Annotated in this window: 21 protein-coding genes; all 21 read right to left on the reverse strand. The window is 35.1% G+C overall.

The features are described from left to right. Positions 1-62 precede the first annotated feature (62 nt). The 21 genes from CLOST_RS11605 to fliS all read right to left on the reverse strand — a co-directional run bounded on the left by CLOST_RS11605 (position 63) and on the right by fliS (position 19,163). The gene (locus CLOST_RS11605; protein WP_013362518.1) at positions 63-926 is read right to left on the reverse strand and encodes a DegV family protein; all 864 of its coding nucleotides are present in this window, start codon (positions 924-926) and stop codon (positions 63-65) included. 36 nt (positions 927-962) lie between these two features. Further along, positions 963-2,070 (reverse strand): peptide chain release factor 2 gene (prfB, locus tag CLOST_RS11610; protein WP_417203909.1). Its coding sequence is split into 2 segments (ribosomal slippage): positions 963-1,994 and positions 1,996-2,070, totalling 1,107 coding nucleotides; the frame shifts between segments, so codons are not numbered across the junction. Beyond that, on the reverse strand, positions 2,071-4,764 hold the full coding sequence (gene secA / locus CLOST_RS11615; RefSeq protein ID WP_013362520.1) for a preprotein translocase subunit SecA: 2,694 nt from the start codon (positions 4,762-4,764) through the stop codon (positions 2,071-2,073). It lies immediately after the preceding gene. 242 nt (positions 4,765-5,006) lie between these two features. Further along, positions 5,007-5,543 (reverse strand): ribosome hibernation-promoting factor, HPF/YfiA family, encoded by a 537-nt coding sequence (hpf, locus tag CLOST_RS11620; RefSeq protein WP_013362521.1) that lies wholly within the window; start codon positions 5,541-5,543, stop codon positions 5,007-5,009. Between the two features lie 100 nt (positions 5,544-5,643). Beyond that, positions 5,644-6,255, reverse strand: coding sequence for a V-type ATP synthase subunit D (locus CLOST_RS11625; RefSeq protein ID WP_013362522.1), 612 nt, complete (start codon positions 6,253-6,255; stop codon positions 5,644-5,646). A 5-nt stretch (positions 6,256-6,260) separates the two neighbouring features. Continuing rightward, a complete protein-coding gene (locus CLOST_RS13940; protein WP_013362523.1) occupies positions 6,261-7,634 on the reverse strand; it encodes a V-type ATP synthase subunit B in 1,374 nt (457 codons plus the stop codon). Next, positions 7,635-9,416, reverse strand: coding sequence for a V-type ATP synthase subunit A (locus CLOST_RS13945; RefSeq protein ID WP_157858348.1), 1,782 nt, complete (start codon positions 9,414-9,416; stop codon positions 7,635-7,637). Then, positions 9,416-10,045: a V-type ATP synthase subunit E gene (locus tag CLOST_RS11640; protein WP_013362525.1), complete on the reverse strand. Its 630-nt coding sequence runs from the start codon at positions 10,043-10,045 to the stop codon at positions 9,416-9,418. Before CLOST_RS11640 ends, CLOST_RS13945 begins: the two co-directional genes overlap by 1 nt. 10 nt (positions 10,046-10,055) lie before the next feature. Beyond that, a complete protein-coding gene (locus CLOST_RS11645; RefSeq protein ID WP_013362526.1) occupies positions 10,056-10,367 on the reverse strand; it encodes a V-type ATP synthase subunit F in 312 nt (103 codons plus the stop codon). 12 nt (positions 10,368-10,379) lie between these two features. Next, complete coding sequence (locus CLOST_RS11650; protein ID WP_013362527.1) at positions 10,380-10,802, reverse strand: ATP synthase subunit C; 423 nt, start codon at positions 10,800-10,802, stop codon at positions 10,380-10,382. Further along, entirely contained in the window at positions 10,799-12,778 is a 1,980-nt protein-coding gene (locus CLOST_RS11655) for a V-type ATP synthase subunit I (protein WP_013362528.1), read from the reverse strand. Before CLOST_RS11655 ends, CLOST_RS11650 begins: the two co-directional genes overlap by 4 nt. Positions 12,779-12,820: 42 nt before the next feature. Beyond that, entirely contained in the window at positions 12,821-13,861 is a 1,041-nt protein-coding gene (locus CLOST_RS11660) for a V-type ATPase subunit (RefSeq protein ID WP_013362529.1), read from the reverse strand. Positions 13,862-13,863: 2 nt separating this feature from the next. Further along, positions 13,864-14,184: a hypothetical protein gene (locus tag CLOST_RS11665; protein ID WP_013362530.1), complete on the reverse strand. Its 321-nt coding sequence runs from the start codon at positions 14,182-14,184 to the stop codon at positions 13,864-13,866. A 752-nt stretch (positions 14,185-14,936) separates the two neighbouring features. Continuing rightward, a complete protein-coding gene (locus tag CLOST_RS11670; RefSeq protein WP_013362532.1) occupies positions 14,937-15,137 on the reverse strand; it encodes a hypothetical protein in 201 nt (66 codons plus the stop codon). Between the two features lie 20 nt (positions 15,138-15,157). Next, positions 15,158-16,333 carry a GAF domain-containing sensor histidine kinase gene (locus CLOST_RS11675; RefSeq protein WP_013362533.1) on the reverse strand — a complete coding sequence of 392 codons (1,176 nt, stop codon included), beginning with the start codon at positions 16,331-16,333 and terminating at the stop codon, positions 15,158-15,160. A gap of 114 nt (positions 16,334-16,447) precedes the next feature. Then, positions 16,448-16,750, reverse strand: coding sequence for a hypothetical protein (locus tag CLOST_RS11680; protein ID WP_041487213.1), 303 nt, complete (start codon positions 16,748-16,750; stop codon positions 16,448-16,450). Between the two features lie 5 nt (positions 16,751-16,755). Next, positions 16,756-17,424 carry a response regulator gene (locus CLOST_RS11685; RefSeq protein WP_013362535.1) on the reverse strand — a complete coding sequence of 223 codons (669 nt, stop codon included), beginning with the start codon at positions 17,422-17,424 and terminating at the stop codon, positions 16,756-16,758. Positions 17,425-17,645: 221 nt separating this feature from the next. Continuing rightward, the gene (locus CLOST_RS11690; RefSeq protein ID WP_013362536.1) at positions 17,646-17,843 is read right to left on the reverse strand and encodes a YjfB family protein; all 198 of its coding nucleotides are present in this window, start codon (positions 17,841-17,843) and stop codon (positions 17,646-17,648) included. Positions 17,844-17,898: 55 nt separating this feature from the next. Continuing rightward, entirely contained in the window at positions 17,899-18,255 is a 357-nt protein-coding gene (locus CLOST_RS11695) for a DUF8042 domain-containing protein (RefSeq protein ID WP_013362537.1), read from the reverse strand. A 20-nt stretch (positions 18,256-18,275) separates the two neighbouring features. After that, positions 18,276-18,785: a flagellar export chaperone FlgN gene (gene flgN, locus CLOST_RS11700; RefSeq protein WP_013362538.1), complete on the reverse strand. Its 510-nt coding sequence runs from the start codon at positions 18,783-18,785 to the stop codon at positions 18,276-18,278. 3 nt (positions 18,786-18,788) lie between these two features. Continuing rightward, the gene (gene fliS / locus CLOST_RS11705; RefSeq protein ID WP_041487532.1) at positions 18,789-19,163 is read right to left on the reverse strand and encodes a flagellar export chaperone FliS; all 375 of its coding nucleotides are present in this window, start codon (positions 19,161-19,163) and stop codon (positions 18,789-18,791) included.

Here is a 19,163-nt window from a genome sequence, read left to right on the forward strand (position 1 = left end):
TAGAATTATATAATTCAAGCCATCTATAAGAGGACGCTCCTCAATATAAATGGCTTTTTATTTTATCTCATTTTTTCTTTTGTATAATAGGCTATCCCTATAGCTCCTGGGCCTACATGAAGCCCTATAACTGGGCCTATATCGTGAATAGCTATGGTTTTAATAGGAAGAATTTCTTTTAACTTTTCTGCTACTAGCTTTGCTTCATCTATGCAGTTTATATGATGAACCACTAGTTCCTCAAGCCCTCCAAAGTCTTTGGCATCCTCAAGGATTTTTTCAATCATCTGAGTTACAGCTTTTTGCTTTGTCCTCACTTTTTTGTATATGCTAGTTATTCCATCTTCTACGGTTAAGATTGGAATGATTTTAAGAAGGTTGCCAAGTATAGCTCCAGCTCTTCCTATCCTTCCACCTTTTTCTAAATACACCAGATTATCAGGTATGAATAAAAATCTGCTTCTGTCTATATTGTCTTTGGCTTTTTCTACTATTTTATCTAAAGAAAGCCCCTCTATAGCTGCCTTTGCCGCAGCAAGCACTGCAAATCCCAGCTGCATACAGTTTGATTTAGAATCTACTACCTCTATTTCTGCATCAGGAAGCTTTTCTAATACCATGTTTTTTGCCATAAGTGCACTTTGGTAGGTTCCACTCATATCCGATGAAAGAAAAACTCCAACTGCACTATCTCCACTAGAAACTATATCATAGAAAGCCTTTACTAGCTCTCCTATAGGTGGCTGAGAGGATTTAGGTATCCCTTTTTTATCCATGAGATTGTAAAAGTCCTCATTTGAAATTTCGGTTTCTCTATAGCTTTCATCTCCAAAATCAACACTTAGAGACACCTGATTAATGTTGTATTTTTCAAGGAGCTGCTTTCCCATATAGCTGGTACTGTCAGCGATAACTCTAGTACCCATGCATTTTCCTCCTCATATGTTACAATTCATCTGTCTTTAGCTAGGCTTAACTTGGTTTTCTTTAAGATAAGCATTGATAAAAGGCATTATATTTCCATCCATTACTGATTGTACGTGTCCTATCTCAGTATTGGTTCTATGATCCTTTACCATAGTATAGGGCTGAAATACATAGGATCTAATCTGAGAACCCCAGCTTATCTGTGAATATTCACCTTGAAGGTCCTCTATTTTATCCTTATGCTCTAGCTCCTTTAACTCTATGAGCTTTGCCATGAGCATTTTCATTGCTGTTTCTTTGTTTGAATGCTGAGAGCGCTGGTTCTGGCATTGCACCACTATTCCTGTAGGAAGGTGGGTGATACGTATAGCAGATTCTGTTTTGTTGACATGCTGACCACCAGCTCCAGACGCTCTATACGTATCTATTTTCAAATCAGCTGGATTAATATCAATTTCTATGCTGTCATCTAGCTCTGGAATTACGTCCACAGATGCAAAAGAGGTGTGACGCTTGCCAGAGGTGTCAAAAGGAGAAATTCTCACAATCCTATGAACTCCCTTTTCACTTTTCAGATAACCATAGGCATTAGCACCTTCGATTTTTAGAGTAACGCTTTTTATTCCTGCCTCTGGATCTGCTATCATATCTAGCTCAATTACTCTAAATCCCATACTCTGAGCAAATCTGTCGTACATTCTAAGTAGCATTTTAGTCCAGTCCTGAGCATCAAGCCCTCCAGAACCTGCATGTATGGATACTATTGCATTGTTCATATCATACTGCCCACTGAGCAGGGTTGCTATCTTAAGCTCATCTATTTTTTCTTCTAGAGAGTTAAGGGCGCTGTGAAGTTCTTTTTCTAAGCTTGCATCCTCATCAGCCAGCTCAAAGAGGACAAAAGCATCCTCTAGCTCTGACTCCAAAGAAGCAAACTGCTCTAGTTTATCTTCTATCACTTTATTTTTTTGCATGGTCTGCTGAGCTTTTTCTACCTCGTTCCAAAACTCTGGCTCGCTCATTTCTTTATCTATTTCCTGCTTGTGAAGGGCTAATCCTGGTATGTCAAAGAGAAACCCTCAATTCTTCAATAGATTTGGACATATTGTCCAGACGTTCTCTATGTTCCTGGATATTTAGCAACTAAACCCTATCCTTTCCGCAGCATTTTTTGTATTTTTTGCCACTTCCACATGGACATAAATCATTTCTGCCCACTACCTTGTCTGTTTTAATTTGCTTTGGCCCTTCTTCTTCAGTCTCAGAGCCACCTTTTTGCTCAAGCTTATCCATATCTACCATTTGCTTACGCTCTATAGTCTGAGCCTCGATTCTCACTTGGAAGCCGTAGATATAGTTTAATGTCTCTTCCTGGATAGACTGAATCATTTCATCAAACATATCAAAGCCTTCAATTTGGTAAGCTCTTACTGGGTCTTCCTGTCCTATCGCTCTTAGCCCTATACCTTGTCTTAGCTGATCCATAGCATCTATATGATCCATCCACTTAGAATCTACTACCTGAAGCAGAATAATACGCTCAAGCTCACGCATACGCTCTTCGCCTACTAATTTTTCTTTTTCATCATATAGTCTAAGCGCTTCATTTTTAATTATTTCCTTTAAGCCATCTTTAGTTAAATCTTCAACATTGCCTACTTCGACTTTTTTGTCTGGATGGAAGATGTTTACAAATCTTTCTTCTAGTGCTTTTAAATCCCATGATTCTGGATACGAACCTTCTGGAATGTAATAGCTTAACACCTTGTCGATAGTTTTATCTATCATGTCTAAGATTTCCGAATGAACATCTTCACCTTCAAGTACATTTCTTCTTTCCTTGTAGATGATTTCTCTTTGCTTGTTCATAACATCGTCATACTGAAGTACGTGCTTACGTATAGAGAAGTTCTTGCCCTCTACTTTTTTCTGAGCTCCCTCTATAGATTTAGACAGCATCTTATGCTCGATAGGCATATCGTCGTCCATACCTATTTTTTCTACCATAGCCATGAGTCTATCACTGCCAAATAGTCTCATCAGCTCATCTTCTAGAGATATGAAGAATCTAGATGTACCAGGGTCTCCTTGTCTTCCTGCACGACCTCTTAATTGGTTATCTATACGTCTTGACTCATGACGCTCAGTACCTATGATACAAAGTCCTCCAGCTTGTCTTACCTTATCTTGCTCTTCCTTTAATTCTTCCTTCTTTTCTTCTAGGATTGAATGGTATTTTTCTCTCGCTTCTCTTATTTCTTCATCCTCAGTATAGCCAAATCCGCTAGCTTGAGTGATGATTTCATCTGCATAGCCTAGTCTTTTCATTTCTTTTACTGTCATAAACTCAGGGTTACCACCTAGGATGATGTCAGTACCTCTACCAGCCATGTTTGTAGCTATAGTAACCTGCTCAAAACGACCTGCTTGTGCTACTATTTCTGCCTCTTTTTCGTGGTTCTTTGCATTAAGAACCTCGTGACGAATACCACGTTTTTTAAGCATATCAGATAACATCTCTGAATCTTCTATTGAAATAGTACCAACTAGTATAGGTTGTCCATTTTTATGTCTTTCTTCTATTTCATCAACTGCAAACTTATATTTAGCTGCCTCAGTTTTGTATACTACATCGTCCATATCATCACGGACAACTGGCTTATTAGTAGGAATTTGAACAACGTCCATTCTGTAAATAGACTTAAATTCCTCTTCCTCAGTTTTTGCAGTACCAGTCATACCAGAAAGTTTTTTGTACATTCTGAAGTAATTCTGGAAAGTTATAGTTGCAAGAGTTTTTGATTCTCTTTGAACCTTTAGCCCTTCTTTAGCCTCTATAGCTTGATGAAGGCCTTCTGAATATCTACGTCCAAACATAAGACGTCCAGTAAATTCATCTACTATGATAATTTCTCCGTCTTTTACTACGTAATCAACATCTCTTTTCATCATAGTGTGAGCTCTTAGAGCCTGATTGATATGGTGATAGGTTTCCATATTTGCTATATCTGTTATATTTTCAACTGCAAAGAATTTCTCTGCTTTTTCTACACCTGATTCATTAAGTGCAACTGAATTTCCTTTTTCATCTATAATATAATCTGTTTCATTTCTTAGCATGCGAATAAAGCTATCTGCCATAGTGTAAAGTGCAGTAGATTTATCTCCCTGACCAGAAATGATAAGAGGAGTTCTTGCCTCATCCACTAGTATAGAGTCGACCTCATCGACGATAGCGTAATTAAGAGGTCTTTGAACCATTTGAGATTTGTAAATTACCATGTTATCTCTTAGGTAGTCAAATCCAAACTCGTTGTTTGTTCCGTAAGTTATATCTGCATTGTATGCATTTCTTCTTTGGTCTGGAGTGATTCCATGAAGTATAACCCCAGTAGTAAGCCCTAGGAAGTTATAAAGCTTGCTCATCCACTCCATATCTCTTTTTGCAAGGTAGTCGTTTACTGTTACTACATGTACTCCCTCTTTTGAAAGAGCATTAAGATATACAGGAAGAGTCGCAACTAGGGTTTTACCTTCTCCAGTTCTCATCTCAGCTATACGTCCTTGATGAAGAACCATACCACCCATAAGCTGTACATCGTAGTGTCTCATACCTAGTACACGCTTTGATGCTTCTCTAGCAACTGCAAAAGCCTCTGGAAGAAGCTGATCTAGTGTCTCACCATTTTCATATCTTTTCATAAATTCCTGAGTTTTGCCTGTAAGCTCTGCATCAGTAAGCTTAACTATGCTATCTTCTAATGAGTTTATGATATCTACTGATTTTTGTAAGGCCTTAATTTCTTTTTTGGTTAGATAATTATCAAAAAATCCCAAGTAAAATACCTCTTTTCTTAATCTTTTTTACATTACATATTCATACTATTTCAATCTAAAATCACTGTCTAATTCGCTACATTTTAGTATATCACATAAAATAATTTTGTGAAATCTATCATACAAAGTCTCCACAATCTTTACCATTTTGTAATATTTTCTAAATTTTTTCACTAAAAAAGAGGAACTCTCGTTCCTCTTTTAGTAAGCTCACCCTTTATATAAACCTTTTGGTTAATATTTTACTCTGGTTCCAAGATACCGTAGTTACCGTCTTTTCTCTTATAAATCACAGTAATGGCATCTGTTTCAGCACTTGTAAATACAAAGAAATTATGTCCAAGTAGCTCCATCTGAAGTATAGCTTCCTCCTCTGACATAGGTCTAAAACCAAATCTCTTTCTCTTTACAATCTTGCCGTGAAGTTCTTCTTCCTTCTCTTCTTCCCTAGGAATATAAGCTTCGATATTTTCAAATCTAATGGTATCGTTGCCTCTATCCATTAATTTTGTCTTATGCTTACGAATCTGTCTGCCTAATTTATCAACTACGATATCAGTCGCGTTATATAAATCTGTATCAACAGCCTCTGCTCTCATAACAGTTTTTCCTACAGGTAGCGTTACCTCAATTTTGTGAAGGTTTCTAAATACACTAGCAGTTACTTTTGCTGTCACCTCTTCGTTAAAATACTTATCCAGTCTTGAGAGTTTTGTATCAATTGAATTTCTCATTGCCTCTGTAACATCGATTTGCTTGCCGCTTAGGATAACTCTCATAAAAGCCTCTCCCTTCAATTGCATATACTAACCAGTAAGTGCGTTAAGTTTACGTTAAATATTTTACTGGTTAGATATTATTTACCACAAAATCGAAGGTTTAAAACCTATCTTTAACTTTTTTTAATCTAAAAAAATCTTCACGCTCTTTTTCCTCTAGTACATCTTGGATATATTTGACTGCTTCTTCATATCGTGGAATCTGTATCTTATCCAGTGCATTAGCCCTTTTGCCGGTTTTTTTAATCTCCATCGCTATCTTATAAACGGCATTTTCTATCTCTGCTAATTCATAAATTAAATATTTTATTTCTAGAAATTTTTTTGCCGCTATATCCATAGCAGGGTTCGTACGATAAAAGCTGTAGGTCGGATGATCTTCTTTTTTTTCATACTCTACAGTAGGGACTTCTAATCCCATGATACTGCGGTACAAAATTTCAAAGGTCTCATCCTTTGGTATAGAAAGAGCAATCTCTTGCACATTATTGATTCCTATAGTCATATTTACGACCTGAAGAGCTCTATAACCTTCTTCAAACTTTTCCTCAACTAATTTTTGAATTTCATTTGCTTTTTCAACTAGCCCCATTACTTCTCTAATAAGTACGGTTCTTTTTTTATCCAGCAAAGAAAAACCTTTTTTAGAAAAATCAAGGGCGTCCTTAGACTTCAATAAATTAGCTTTTGTAGGAGTAAATTCTTGTGACATTTACATCAGCTCCCATAGTATTTATCTATGAATTCAGGTGAAATACGCTCTAATTCTTCTTTTGGCAGTACTCTTAGCACTTCCCAGGCTATATCTAGAGTCTCCTCAATACTTCTGCTTTCATCTACATCTTGAGTCAAGAATCTAGTTTCAAACTGCCTTCCAAATTCCATAAATTTCTGGTCTATATCAGAAAGATCTTCTTCTCCTATAATCTGAGAAAGGCTCCTTACTTCTTGCACTCTAGAATACGAAGAAAACAGCTGAGATGAAACCTCGTCGTGGTCAGCTCTTGTCATGCCTTCTCCTATACCATCCTTCATAAGACGTGAAAGCGAAGGTAAGATATTAATAGGCGGATAAATATTTTTCTGATATAAATCCCTTGATAGCACTATCTGTCCTTCTGTTATATATCCAGAAAGGTCAGGTATCGGATGGGTTATATCGTCATTTGGCATAGTGAGTATCGGAAGAAGAGTAACAGAGCCCTTTGCTCCATCTAGCATTCCTGCACGCTCATAAAGCTGAGCGAGGTCACTATATAGATATCCAGGATAGCCCTTTCTACTAGGCACCTCTTCTCTAGCAGAGGATATCTCACGAAGTGCCTCTCCGTAGCTTGTCATATCAGTCATGATAACTAGAATATGCATGCCCTCTTCATAGGCTAAATATTCAGCCGCAGTAAGTGCACATCTAGGCGTAGTAATACGCTCAACTACAGGCTCGTCAGCCAGGTTCAAATACATTACAACTCTTTCTAGCACTCCCGAAGATTCAAAGCTCTTTCTAAAATAATCTGCATCATCGTGCTTTACACCCATAGCTGCAAATACTATAGCAAAGTTTTCTTCTTCTCCTCTTACCCTAGCCTGCCTTGCTATCTGAGCCGCAAGTTCGTTGTGTGGCATACCGTTTCCAGAAAATATAGGAAGCTTTTGTCCTCTTATAAGAGTCATAAGTGAATCAATGGCCGATATTCCAGTTTCCAGATAGTTTCTAGGGTAACGTCTAGAAATCGGATTCATAGGTCTACCGTTTACATTGTGCTTTTTACTACTATATACCTGAGGTCCGTCATCCACTGGCATCCCTATTCCATTAAAGGTTCTGCCTAGAATATCTTTTGATAGCGGAATTTCTAGGGGATGTCCTGTAAATCTTACCGAGGTGTTTTCTGTAGATATTCCTTGAGTGCCTTGAAATACCTGAGCTATGATAGCTTTTTCATCTACCATAACCACTTTGCCTTTTCTTTTATTCTTTCCATCTACTACTATATCTATAATCTCACCGTAGGCTACATCCTCAGCTCCTGAAAGAGATATAAGCGAGCCTACCACAGTATCTAGCTTCAAATATTCCTTTGTATTCATCTATATCACCTCCGTAATCGATGCGTATCTAGTAGCTAATTCATCAAAATACGAATCAATACGATAATGAAGATCGTCTATCAGCGACAAATCCTCATTTGGCACTGTGTATTTCATTTTTATAACCTCATCAAAAATCTCTGGATTTCTGATTTCTGATAACGGCAGGTTTGCCTTTACAGCCGCAAGTGCTCTAGTATGAAGATGGTAGATTACCTTTAGCATCTCATACTGCTTGAGAATAGGCACAAAGGTATCATCCTTGTGCATTGCATTTTGCTGTAAAAATCCTCTTTTTATAACCTTTGCAATCTCTAGTGTAAGCCTTTGGTCATCAGGAAGCACATCCTCACCTACTAGCTGAACTATAGAGTTAAGCTTTTCTTCCTCATGCAAGATAAAGAGCATCTTTTCTCTTATTTCCAGCACATCCTCGCTTACATTTTCATAGTACCAGTTGCGAAGAGATTTGCTATATCCACTATAGCTAGTAAGGTATCCTATAGCAGGATAGTGCCTAGCATAAGCTAGTTTTCTATCTAGAGCTAAAAACGCATTTACGAAACGCTTTGTGTTTTCCGTTACAGGCTCTGAGAAATCTCCTCCAGGAGGCGATACAGCGCCGATAATAGTAACAGAGCCTTCTACTCCTGATAAGCTTCTTACAAAGCCTGCTCTTTCATAAAACTGAGCTAGTCTAGAAGGAAGATAAGCTGGATAGCCTTCCTCTGCTGGCATCTCTTCAAGACGTCCTGAAATCTCACGAAGAGCCTCAGCCCATCTAGATGTAGAGTCTGCCATTATGGCAACATGGTACCCCATATCTCTAAAATACTCAGCCATAGTAATTCCTGTGTATATGCTCGCCTCTCTAGCCGCAACTGGCATGTTAGAGGTATTTGCAATTAATATAGTTCTCTCCATAAGCGGCTTTCCAGAGCGAGGGTCAATCAGCTTAGGAAAATCCTCTAGTACCTCAGTGATTTCATTTCCACGCTCCCCACAGCCTATATAGACTATTATGTCTGCATCTGACCATTTTGCGAGCTGATGCTGAGTCATAGTTTTTCCTGTTCCAAAACCTCCAGGAAGAGCCGCAGTTCCTCCTTTTGCTATAGGAAAGAAAATATCAAGAACCCTTTGCCCAGTAATCAATAATCTATCTATAGCCATTCTTTCCTTTACAGGTCTTGCTTCTCTTACTGGCCACACCTGATGAAGCTTAAGTGGATACATCCTATCGCTGCATGAAACAGTCGCAACTACCTCGTCTATAGTATATTGACCAGAAGGCTTCACATCTTTCAGATTTCCGCTTACTCCTGGTGGAATTAGCAATTTATGAACTATAAGAGAAGTCTCCTGAACTGTAGCATAGATTTCTCCACTTTCCACGTAATCATCTTCTGATACTAGAATAGTTACATCCCAGAGCTTTTCCTTGTCCAAAGATAAAAGTCCTATTCCTTCTGCTATAAACCCACCTGATATTTTTTCTATAGCCTCAAGTGGACGCTGAATTCCATCAAATACATTCCCTATCATACCAGGTCCAAGAGTAAGAGATAGAGGATTGCCTGTTGAATATACGTTTTCTCCAGATTTTAGTCCCTCGGTTTCTTCATAAACCTGAATAGTGCCTGTGTCCCCATCTAGAGAAATAACTTCGCCTAGAAGCTTCTTTTCTCCTACCATAACCATCTCTCTTACTTTAAATCCTGTCATGTTTTTTGCCCCTACAACAGGACCATTGACGGAAATGGTAATAGCTGTTTTTTCCATCATAGAGTCTCACCTCTTCTTATCGCATCGTGAAGCATCTGCCCTAGGTCTTCCCTTTTTAGATATAGAGCCTCTGCAAAGGTTTTGTTAAGCCTGATAGTCTGTCTTTCGTTTTCTAGTACAAAGCCTCCTATATAATTAAGCTCTGCTTCAATTATTGTGTAATTTTCAAACCCTGCTTTTTTAAGAGCTGACTCTGCCGCTTCCTTTGCTTTATTAAAGTTAGTCGGTGGTATGGAAACATAGATATGCTCCTCGCTTAAAAAAGCCTCAAGAGAAGTAAGCATAGTAGCTTCTATATGCTCCTTATACTTATCTGTCTGCATGAAATCTCTTATCTTGTCTTCTATCTTTGCAAGCAAGTCTCTTAATATTTCCTCGTTCTTCTTTAGATACAGCTTTCTCTCTTGCTGAATCATAGTAGAAATCGCTTCTGATTTTTGTCTTTTAATTCTTTCTATCGCAGCTTTTTTAGTACGGTTTGCATTTGACTCTAAAACCTGCTTTTCCTTTTCCAAAAATTCTTTTATCTCATCATCTTTATTTAATATCTGCTCATCTATCTCTTTTTGAACCTTCTCATCTACTAGTTTTTTAAACAAACTCAGTTTTTGTTCTAAGGTTACCATTTAATCACCTCTATATTTTTATACCTACGGATTCGTTGATGTGCTTAGTAATATAATTTGCATCTCTTCTTTGTCCATGGCGATCTGGAATTTCAACTATCAAAGGATATTTCCTATGAAGCTTAAGGGACATAACTTCCTTTTCGACTTTTTCAAGAATAAGCTCAGTAAGGATTAATATTCCTATACTAGAATCATCTAGAGCCTGCTTCATAGCTTCTAAAATTTCTTCTCTTTCATGCACGATAACTCCGTTTATACCTGCTAGTCTCATAGCTACATAGGTATCCCTGTTATCACTGATGAGGAAGGATTTCATCATAACTATCCACTCCTAAAGTCTTCCTAAAATCAAAATAGAAATAATAAGTCCATAAATAGCGATACCTTCTGCTAGACCTACGAAAATAAGTGTCTTACCAAGAATTTTTTCATCCTCAGATACAGCCCCTAGAGCTGATGAACCAACCGCTCCAACTGCATATCCCGCTCCTATAGTAGCCATCCCTGTAGATAAAGCTGCTGCTATATAGCCTAGCCCTGAACTACTAGTTGCGGCACCCTCTGTCGCTGCAAACACTAAATCAGGAACCATTAATAAAATAGCCATAGCTGCAAGAGGAGCAAATCCTGTGATATTTGCTATAAGGAGTTTCTTTAAGCTTCCTGAGCTTTGCTCGTTTTTGACATATAGCTTAACTCCAAAAGCGATGGTAGACATAACAAATAAAATCATAAGTGCAAGTATTATTTTCATTTTCTTTCCTCCGTTTCTAAATTTAACTTAAATGGAGAATAGGCTATCCCGTCTCCTGTATAGTATTTGCTAAATAATTCATAATACTCTAATCTTAAGCCTTGAATGAAAACTATTAGGCCTTCAAGTCCTATAATAATTATGTTTCCTACAATGAGTATAACAGCTCCTATGGCTCTGTTATTACTGAGATTTGCCATAGTTGTAAATGCTAAAAACAGTCCAACGTGGTTTAACGCAAAGGCTCCTACTCTGATAAAGGATATCGTGTTAGAAAGAAGACTAAGTAGGGTCTCCACTAAATCAAAGCCACCCTCGATATAATATTCCTTCTTGCCTTCATGATATACAGCAGGCTGCCTAAACAATAACGCTGTAAGTGGCTTTTTAAATAACATCATAGCTAGAAGCACTATTCCCACTATTATAAGCATGCTAATTGGAATGATTTTGTCAGATAATACAAGCTCCAAAACCCCAACTAAAAGCACTACATAAAATAAAAGTCCTACAATACCATTTCTGCCAAATACTCCCTGTTCATATTCCTTGATTTTGAGCATATTGCTAATTGATATTCCAAAACTGATAAGAAGTAGCACTACTCCAAATACTATGGATGAATAAAGTACAAAATCTATATTTTCTATAGGATGTACTAAAAGTGCTGGCAGATATTCCTCAAATCCAAACACGCTTCCATACATAAAGCCAAAGAATACAGAGCTAAGTCCTATTCTCAGCATAATTTCTCCAGGAGTCTTAAGCGATTCCTTTTTCCTAATCATCCAACCAGCTAAAAACAATATTGCTCCCTGCCCTACATCTCCAAACATAGCACCGAATAATATCAAATAAGTCATTCCTAAAAATATGGTAGGGTCCATTTCTTTATAGTTTGGAACTCCGTAGAGGTTTACTAAAAGCTCAAAAGGCTTTAGTATCCAGCTGTTTTTTAGCTTTGTAGGCGGAACCACTCTTTTGGGAACAGCATCCACCTCTGAAAATACAACGATTACTCTAGAACATACCTCTTCTAGTTTTTGCTTTATTTTCTCAGTTTCCACTTCTGGAATCCATCCAGAAAAATAAAAGAAATGCTCTGAAATAGCTGCATGATCCTTCAAATTTTCTATACGTTCTTCCAATAATACTCTCGAATAAATTCTGTCTACTCTATCCTCATAGTCTTTCTTAAGTTGCATGATTTGATTTTTTAAATCCTCAATATCTAGCTTCACATCCATAATAACATCTTGGATTTTTTGATAAATCTCACTAGGAACTCCTTCAAACTGTGCAGGTAGAGGAATTTCTTTGAAATTAAGGGATTTTAAAATCCTTTCAGCTTCATATTCTAGCTGGGCAGGAGAAAAAATCAGATATGCTTCTCCATCTACAGAGCTTCCTATATGAAGTACAATAGCCGAGATGTTCTCATAGTTGTTTCTTAGCTTTAGTCTCTTGTCTTTTGTAAGCGTCCCTATATGATAGTTAAAATGCTTCATCCTAGAAAGAGCACATACATCTATATTGATATCCTTGAGATACTCTATGCTCTCAAGAAAATCCTCATATCTGTGAAGCGTTTCTTCTCTTTCAGTTAATTTATCCTGAATAGGAGCAACCTTCCTAGTTATACTATCAAGCTCAGCTACTGCATCCTCAATATCTCGCTTCCTATCTAGATCCGTTTTAGGCTCTAGTATCATATCGAGGGCATTTGCCAGATAACTTAGCTTATCCTGATAGGTCTTGTAACTGCTCTTATTAGCCTTATATTTGACTATAGTTCCCATATCAGCAATGGAATCTAGATGTTCTTCTAATACCGCTAGGGTAAAATTAGAATCCTGAATTTCCTTTACCGCATTTTTAATATGGATTTTTTCTATCAGGACTATTTCTTGAAGCAAATCATGCATGTCATCTAAAGGAGCGACAAGGTTCATCATTTGCATCTTTTCAACTGCCACGTACTCACCTTCTTTTTTTTCATATTTATCTAAGCAAGGGATTTAATCAAAATTTCTAATCAAAAAGTCCTTCATAGCCTCAACAGGCATATCATATCTTATCCCCTCTATTATCGTTATGATATCTCTGATTTCATACTCCAAAAAGTGAAGCACCGAGGTTAGCTTTGCAATATTCATTCGGTTTTCTCTGTTTGCTTTTTTGAACATATCATAAAGATATTGGTAGATTTTCCGTTCTATATATATATCCTTCATAGCAACTATCTTTGGATAAGTGTATTTCGCAGAGGATATTACAGCTTCTACAGGATCTTCTTGATATACTATGTCTTTTAGCTGAGAAAACTTATATCTGATGCCGCCTGGCAAAGTATAGTTCAAAATTTCCTCAGGTGATAGACCGTAATATTTGTGTGCTCTATATAGCCACTGTAGATTTATAAGGTCAATATTTATACCTATAAGCTCTTCCAAAATCTTTCTGTCTTCATTTGATAAACTCTTAGACTTCTTAAGTAGATTCTTAAAATACACAAAGTCTAAGTTCATCTCTGCGTGGAATTCTCTTACCGCTAAATCCTCTTGAGTTATACTTCTAAAAGCTTCCTCATAAATAGTTCCTCTTAGCAGAGCTACCATATCCTCTATACTAGACACGCTAAGTAACTGCTCGTAATCTAAATGAGAGAACTTTTTAGAGTGAATAAATAGTGGGTCTAGTGACCTTACATCCTCGTTCCTACTTATAGCCCTTAGAATTAACTTCAAATCCTCTACCTCGTAGCGAATTAGTAATGCCTTCATAAGCTCTTTGTAATTGTGACTCGTAAAATGAGCTATCTTTTCTGTTATTTCAATTACCTTTTTGCTGAGCAGAAGATTAAGATCCCCTCTATGTACATCATCTGGGTCTACATCAGCTAGAAGATTTCCATAGTGGGTATTTTCCTTAAGATACCTAGCAACCTCTGTAACCTTTTCTTTATGAAGCAGAGCTTCATAATCATCTTCTTGAAGAAACCTGCCTGAAATAGCATCTAGCTTTGTGCTCAGCGCAGCAAATCTAGCCACATTACCCATTACTATCCCTCCAGACTTCTTATCACTATCTCAAAAGCATCATCAGCCAAACTCTCTGAAATTTCTTTGTATCTAGCTTCTAGTTGTTCGAGCTTTTTTGATGATTCTGATTTAATCTTTTCGGATTCCTTGTCAATCTCATTTTGAGCTGACAGCTTTGCGCTTTCAATCTCTTGCTTCATGCCCAAGCTTATGTCATCCTTCAATTTTTTTAGCAAGGCTTTTTTTTGGTTTTCCTTTTCCTCAAGTACCTGCTTTGTTCTTTCTTGCTTTTCTATAGCTTCCTTATCAATCTGAAGAATATTCTTGATGATTTCCTCCATGACTTCACCTCCTAGCAAATATTTAGCAAAAAAGACTGAACTTCTTCATTATATACCCTTTATCGTGCGACCTAAAATTTGAAAGAACCTCTAATTCTTGATAAAACTTGATTCTATACCTGATTTAGTCATTTTATCTGACTTAATCTCAGTTTAGCTCAAATTATCTTAAAAATTCGAAAAATAACGTATAAACTTCATAAATACTAGCCAATAAAATATTAAAATTCATATAAATTTACTTTTATTGACAACTATAAAATCCACAGCAATGTGGATACATTTCTGTGGATAATGTGGATAAGTTTGTGCATAACCTCTAATAACTGTATTTTTTTGTGGATAAAACCTGTATTATTAGCTTTATCTTAAATAGCTACTTATATATATAAATTTATAAAGCAAATATGTTCTTCAATATTTCTTCCAATAAGATATTTAAGTTGTGTTAAATAATACTTTGTATAAAAAAAGAAGATACATATAATATATATCTTCGTTTCGTTTCTCAGACTGACCTGGTCTTTGCCCCCACACTCGCCTGCTGGGGATTTTGCTCGGGATCGCCTCACTACTGACCCTCTCGATTTTCTCGGCAGGACTTACCTCTAAGATGCGCCATGCTCACTATATCATTTTTGTACAGCTTACGTGGGTCCTTTTGCCCGCATCTGGCTTGGACTTGCAACCACAGACTCTGAGAAATACAATAAATAGTCTAACAGATTATTTATAAAGTGTCTAGAAATATTTTACATTTCCATCTCTTCAAGAGGCTTCATAGAATTATCTAACTCTTTGAATTCAGCCATAACCTCATTATAAAGGTCTCTGAGTTCCTTGCCCATTTCTTCATCTAAAAGTACAACTTCAAAATAATTGATAGAACGCTTGAGTGCGTGTAGGTATGTCTTTAATTTATCTCTTCTTGAAAGCAAATCTTTCAAAAGCATAATAACCTCCTTCTAAAAAATTAAAATTTAGGTAGCTTAAATACAAAAGTAGTACTAGTATGATTACTGTCTTTTATAAATATATCTCCTTTATATTTATTTACGACAATATCATATGCTATAGATAAACCTAAGCCTGTTCCTTCGCCAATCTCTTTAGTAGTATAAAAAGGTTCAAAGACTTTGACCCAAAGTTTTTCAGGAATTGGTGTTCCATTATTAGTAACTTCACATATAACATAATTTTCATCTTCATATGTTCTTACTGATAAATAGCTATTATTTTTCTTATCATTCGGCTCAATTATAGTATACTTTTTGTTAAGCTCATATAAAGAATTATTCAATATATTTAAAATCACTTGACCAATTTCTATTTTATTACAGATTACATCTTTAATCTCAGTATCTTTATTTACTTCAAACTTCGATATTTGATTCAAATCAGCGCTTAATATTTCAAGAATATAATCAAGAATATCATTCAAATTTTCTTTATTTTGACCTATTTTGCAATCAGCTCTTTCACACTGTAAAGATTTCAAAATAATTTGCTCTTGATTCTGTATCTGCGCTTTCAATCCTTTAATATGATTTAAATTTTGATTAATTACTTTTTTCATATTGTAAAACGAAAATTGATTATATAAATCATGTTGAACTTTTCCCATGAATTTAGCAAATAAATTCAAAATACTTACTATATCACTATCAATTTCTTTCTTTTCAAAAACGTAATCTAGTCCAACATAACCCAATAGTTCATCTTCATATACAACTGGAACTACAATGAGAGATTTTACCCCTTGTTCCTCTAAGACTTCCTTTTCAATCTCTGCATCACTAGACATATTATTAATATCATCAATAATAATACACTGACGTTTTTTTAGCTGGTCTATCCACCAAGGAAAATAATCGCATTTTAAATTTTGAAGATTATATTTTTCTTCACTTATTCCTTTACTGCAATACTCATAAATATTATCCATGACAGTCATGCACTCTCTGAACATAAAAACATATGCTCGTGATGCATTCGTAATCTTTGCAATATCTGAAAGCACTTCTTCAATAAGAAAATCATTATATATTGATACATTAGATAATTTTGATAATGTCGTATTTAAAAAATCATCATACTTTTTTAAAAATTCTTTAGAGTTAGCTTGTCCAGCATTAACAACCTTTTGCATTTTTATCCTCCTATATATTTCAGGTAATTTCATTCTACTACATTGAAATATTAAAAAATAGAGGACTTTAGTTTTATTTATTAAATACTCTTTAAAATATATTTATTTATAAAATTATTTTCTTCTGCTACTTCTTCTAAAATTAGTCTTTGGCTTATATCTTGATTCAGTCGGATTGTCACTATAAATTGCTCTAGGCTCCACTACTTCCTTTATAGGAGCAGAGTTATCTATAAGCTTACCTTCTTTTAGGTATCTTAGAATCTTTCCTCTAGGAATGTTTGTAGCTTCAGCAACTTGCATCACAGTAGAATTAGGGTGCTCATATAAATACTCCCTAATTTTTTGATAAGTCTGTGTGTCATCTTTTTCCACAAACCTTCTCATAGCTTCTTCTAACTTATCATCAGTGCTCATAATCATCATCCTAACTGTTTTTCAACAATTCTATATCTTAAATTTGCAATAGCAATTTGAGTTCTGTCTTGCAAATTTACTTTCTTAAGTATATTGTGGATATGGTTTTTAACAGTTCTTTCACTTAAAAATAAATCATCTGCAATCTCCAAATTACTTTTGCCTTGAGATATTAATCCTACAATCTCATATTCTCTTCTAGTTAATAAATCAAAATCCTTGAGTATTTTACTCTTTTGTTTTATATATTCCCTACATTTGCAAACTTCATCATTTATTTTTTCATCACTACAGAATTTTCCTTCACAAACAGATTTTATCATAGATAGAAGCTGATTAAAATCTACCCCTTTGGTTACATATCCATCTGCGTCATTTTCTAATGCTTTAATTATGTATTTAGAAGTTGTCATGCTGGTTAGCATAATCACTTTAATATTCGGGCATAAATCCTTAATTAATTTAAGAATTTCTGTACCATTTTCATCGGGCATAATTACATCAAGTAAGATAACATCTAAACTATCATTATTGTTTTCTAAGTACTTCAATGCATCTTTTCCACTTGACGCTTGATATATTACGTCGATACAAGGATTACCTTCAAATCCTTTTACTATAGCCTCTCTCATCATTACGTGATCATCTACTACCATAACAGAAATCTTCTTCATAACAACAACCCACCCCTAAATCTCTTAGTTAAAACGTTTTAAAAAAACATCTTAAATATATTTTACCATTCTTATGTTAAATATTATACAATATAATTTTAAATTACTCTATAATATCTATTTCAAAAAATTATTTAATAGAAATTTTGGGATTTATAATCTATAGGTATATAAACAATAAAATAGCGCAACCTAACCGATTGCGCTTTGGATTATGCTGATTAAAGTCTTATATCTATACTCGCCCCTAAATGAGGCGTTACTGATTGCTCTAACATTCCAGTATTTGATTGTATCATTTGAACCATTTCTGAGCCTTGATTTTTCGCTGTATCCATAGAAAGCTTCATAACTGATATACTTACTTGCTGTGCTGCTTTCATTTGGCTTAAGCTCATTGATAATCCTGCTATATCCATAAATAGTCTCCTTAAATATACATAGTAAAATTAAACCATTCAAAAAATCAAGTTGTTAATTGGTTGTAAGATTTTTTACTGATTCACTTAAGCTTGCTTTCCAACCATCAACAAGGGGTAATAATTCGTACTCTATAAGATCCGAAATTAGAATATAATCCTTCATCTCCATAGCATCAACTATTTCCGTATAGCACCCTAACATTTCATCTTCATCTAAAGAATGATATTCTTTAGTTAATTTAGCTACATCATAAAGCCATTTGAGTCCATCTGATAAGTCAATCATTTTTTCAGACACTGTACTAATATTTTGTTCTCTATAATCTTCAATTATAGATGGCAGAGCGTTTGAAATATTACCTAAATATTCCACAGCTGTTTCTAACGCTTCAACTGATTGTGCTTTCAATAAAATCACCTAAATTCTATTTATTTTTTCCCATCTATATAAAACCCTTGATAATCTTTTCCATAAGATGATACTGAAGAAGTTCCATAATTCTTTATTACTTTAGTTTGAGTTTGTAAATCTCTCATATCTTCTTTTAGCTTATCCATCTCTGTTTTAACTTCACTGATATTATTTTTATCTTGCTTGTCTATTTCGCCTAACAAATCCATCACTTCTTTTACAGAAAATTTTAGACTTGCTACTTCAGGATATTCGTTAATATCAACATCTTCCAAAGATTTTATTCCAAGATGAAGCTTTAAATCCTGAAATTGAGTATAGAACTTTTTATCAATATCATCGATTTCGTTCATAATATCTTGCTTTTGTTTTATATGATCAAGCAAAGAATTCAAGCTATTGGAAGATATATCTATACTTTGAAGTTTAGTTACCTCATAAAGTTTTTTCAAAAGGTTACATTTATTATTGTTTAGTTTGATTAAATCATCTATCTTAGATTTTGCAATATCAATAACATTCTCCATATATTACTTCCCCTTTCGAGAAAGTGCCATCGCTTCTTTCCAAGTGTCTCTTAAGTCTGAGACAATTTCTTTTGCATCGAAAAGTGCTTGTTTGTCTTTTTTAATGTTTGCATCTAATAGTTTTTCATTTACGAAAGTATATAACTGTCTAAGATTTTGCGAAATCTCATAATCCATATTTAATGTTATATTTAATTCTTGGATTATACCTTGTGCTTTTTGAATATTTAGATTTGATTTCGCATAATCTTTTTCTTCAATATATACTTCTGCTAGATTAATAAATTTAATGCATCCATTGTATAGCATTAGTGTCAACTCTTCTGGCGTAGCAGTAGTCACTGATTGCTCTTTATATTTTGCATAAGGGTTATTCAT

It is taken from the genome of Acetoanaerobium sticklandii (genome assembly GCF_000196455.1).
GTDB classification, from domain to species: Bacteria; Bacillota; Clostridia; order Peptostreptococcales; family Filifactoraceae; genus Acetoanaerobium; species Acetoanaerobium sticklandii.

Bases quoted from the DNA above. Each gene is read 5' to 3' on its own strand.
- CLOST_RS11605 (WP_013362518.1), bottom strand. From the start codon at position 926: ATGGGTACTAGAGTTATCGCTGACAGTACCAGCTATATGGGAAAGCAG.
- hpf (WP_013362521.1), bottom strand. From the start codon at position 5,543: ATGAGAGTTATCCTAAGCGGCAAGCAAATCGATGTTACAGAGGCAATG.
- CLOST_RS11625 (WP_013362522.1), bottom strand. From the start codon at position 6,255: ATGTCACAAGAATTTACTCCTACAAAAGCTAATTTATTGAAGTCTAAG.
- CLOST_RS13940 (WP_013362523.1), bottom strand. From the start codon at position 7,634: ATGAATACAAAGGAATATTTGAAGCTAGATACTGTGGTAGGCTCGCTT.
- CLOST_RS13945 (WP_157858348.1), bottom strand. From the start codon at position 9,416: ATGGAAAAAACAGCTATTACCATTTCCGTCAATGGTCCTGTTGTAGGG.
- CLOST_RS11640 (WP_013362525.1), bottom strand. From the start codon at position 10,045: ATGGTAACCTTAGAACAAAAACTGAGTTTGTTTAAAAAACTAGTAGAT.
- CLOST_RS11645 (WP_013362526.1), bottom strand. From the start codon at position 10,367: ATGATGAAATCCTTCCTCATCAGTGATAACAGGGATACCTATGTAGCT.
- CLOST_RS11650 (WP_013362527.1), bottom strand. From the start codon at position 10,802: ATGAAAATAATACTTGCACTTATGATTTTATTTGTTATGTCTACCATC.
- CLOST_RS11660 (WP_013362529.1), bottom strand. From the start codon at position 13,861: ATGGGTAATGTGGCTAGATTTGCTGCGCTGAGCACAAAGCTAGATGCT.
- CLOST_RS11665 (WP_013362530.1), bottom strand. From the start codon at position 14,184: ATGGAGGAAATCATCAAGAATATTCTTCAGATTGATAAGGAAGCTATA.
- CLOST_RS11670 (WP_013362532.1), bottom strand. From the start codon at position 15,137: ATGCTTTTGAAAGATTTGCTTTCAAGAAGAGATAAATTAAAGACATAC.
- CLOST_RS11675 (WP_013362533.1), bottom strand. From the start codon at position 16,333: ATGCAAAAGGTTGTTAATGCTGGACAAGCTAACTCTAAAGAATTTTTA.
- CLOST_RS11680 (WP_041487213.1), bottom strand. From the start codon at position 16,750: ATGAGCACTGATGATAAGTTAGAAGAAGCTATGAGAAGGTTTGTGGAA.
- CLOST_RS11685 (WP_013362535.1), bottom strand. From the start codon at position 17,424: ATGAAGAAGATTTCTGTTATGGTAGTAGATGATCACGTAATGATGAGA.
- CLOST_RS11690 (WP_013362536.1), bottom strand. From the start codon at position 17,843: ATGGATATAGCAGGATTATCAATGAGCTTAAGCCAAATGAAAGCAGCA.
- flgN (WP_013362538.1), bottom strand. From the start codon at position 18,785: ATGGAGAATGTTATTGATATTGCAAAATCTAAGATAGATGATTTAATC.
- fliS (WP_041487532.1), bottom strand. From the start codon at position 19,163: ATGAATAACCCTTATGCAAAATATAAAGAGCAATCAGTGACTACTGCT.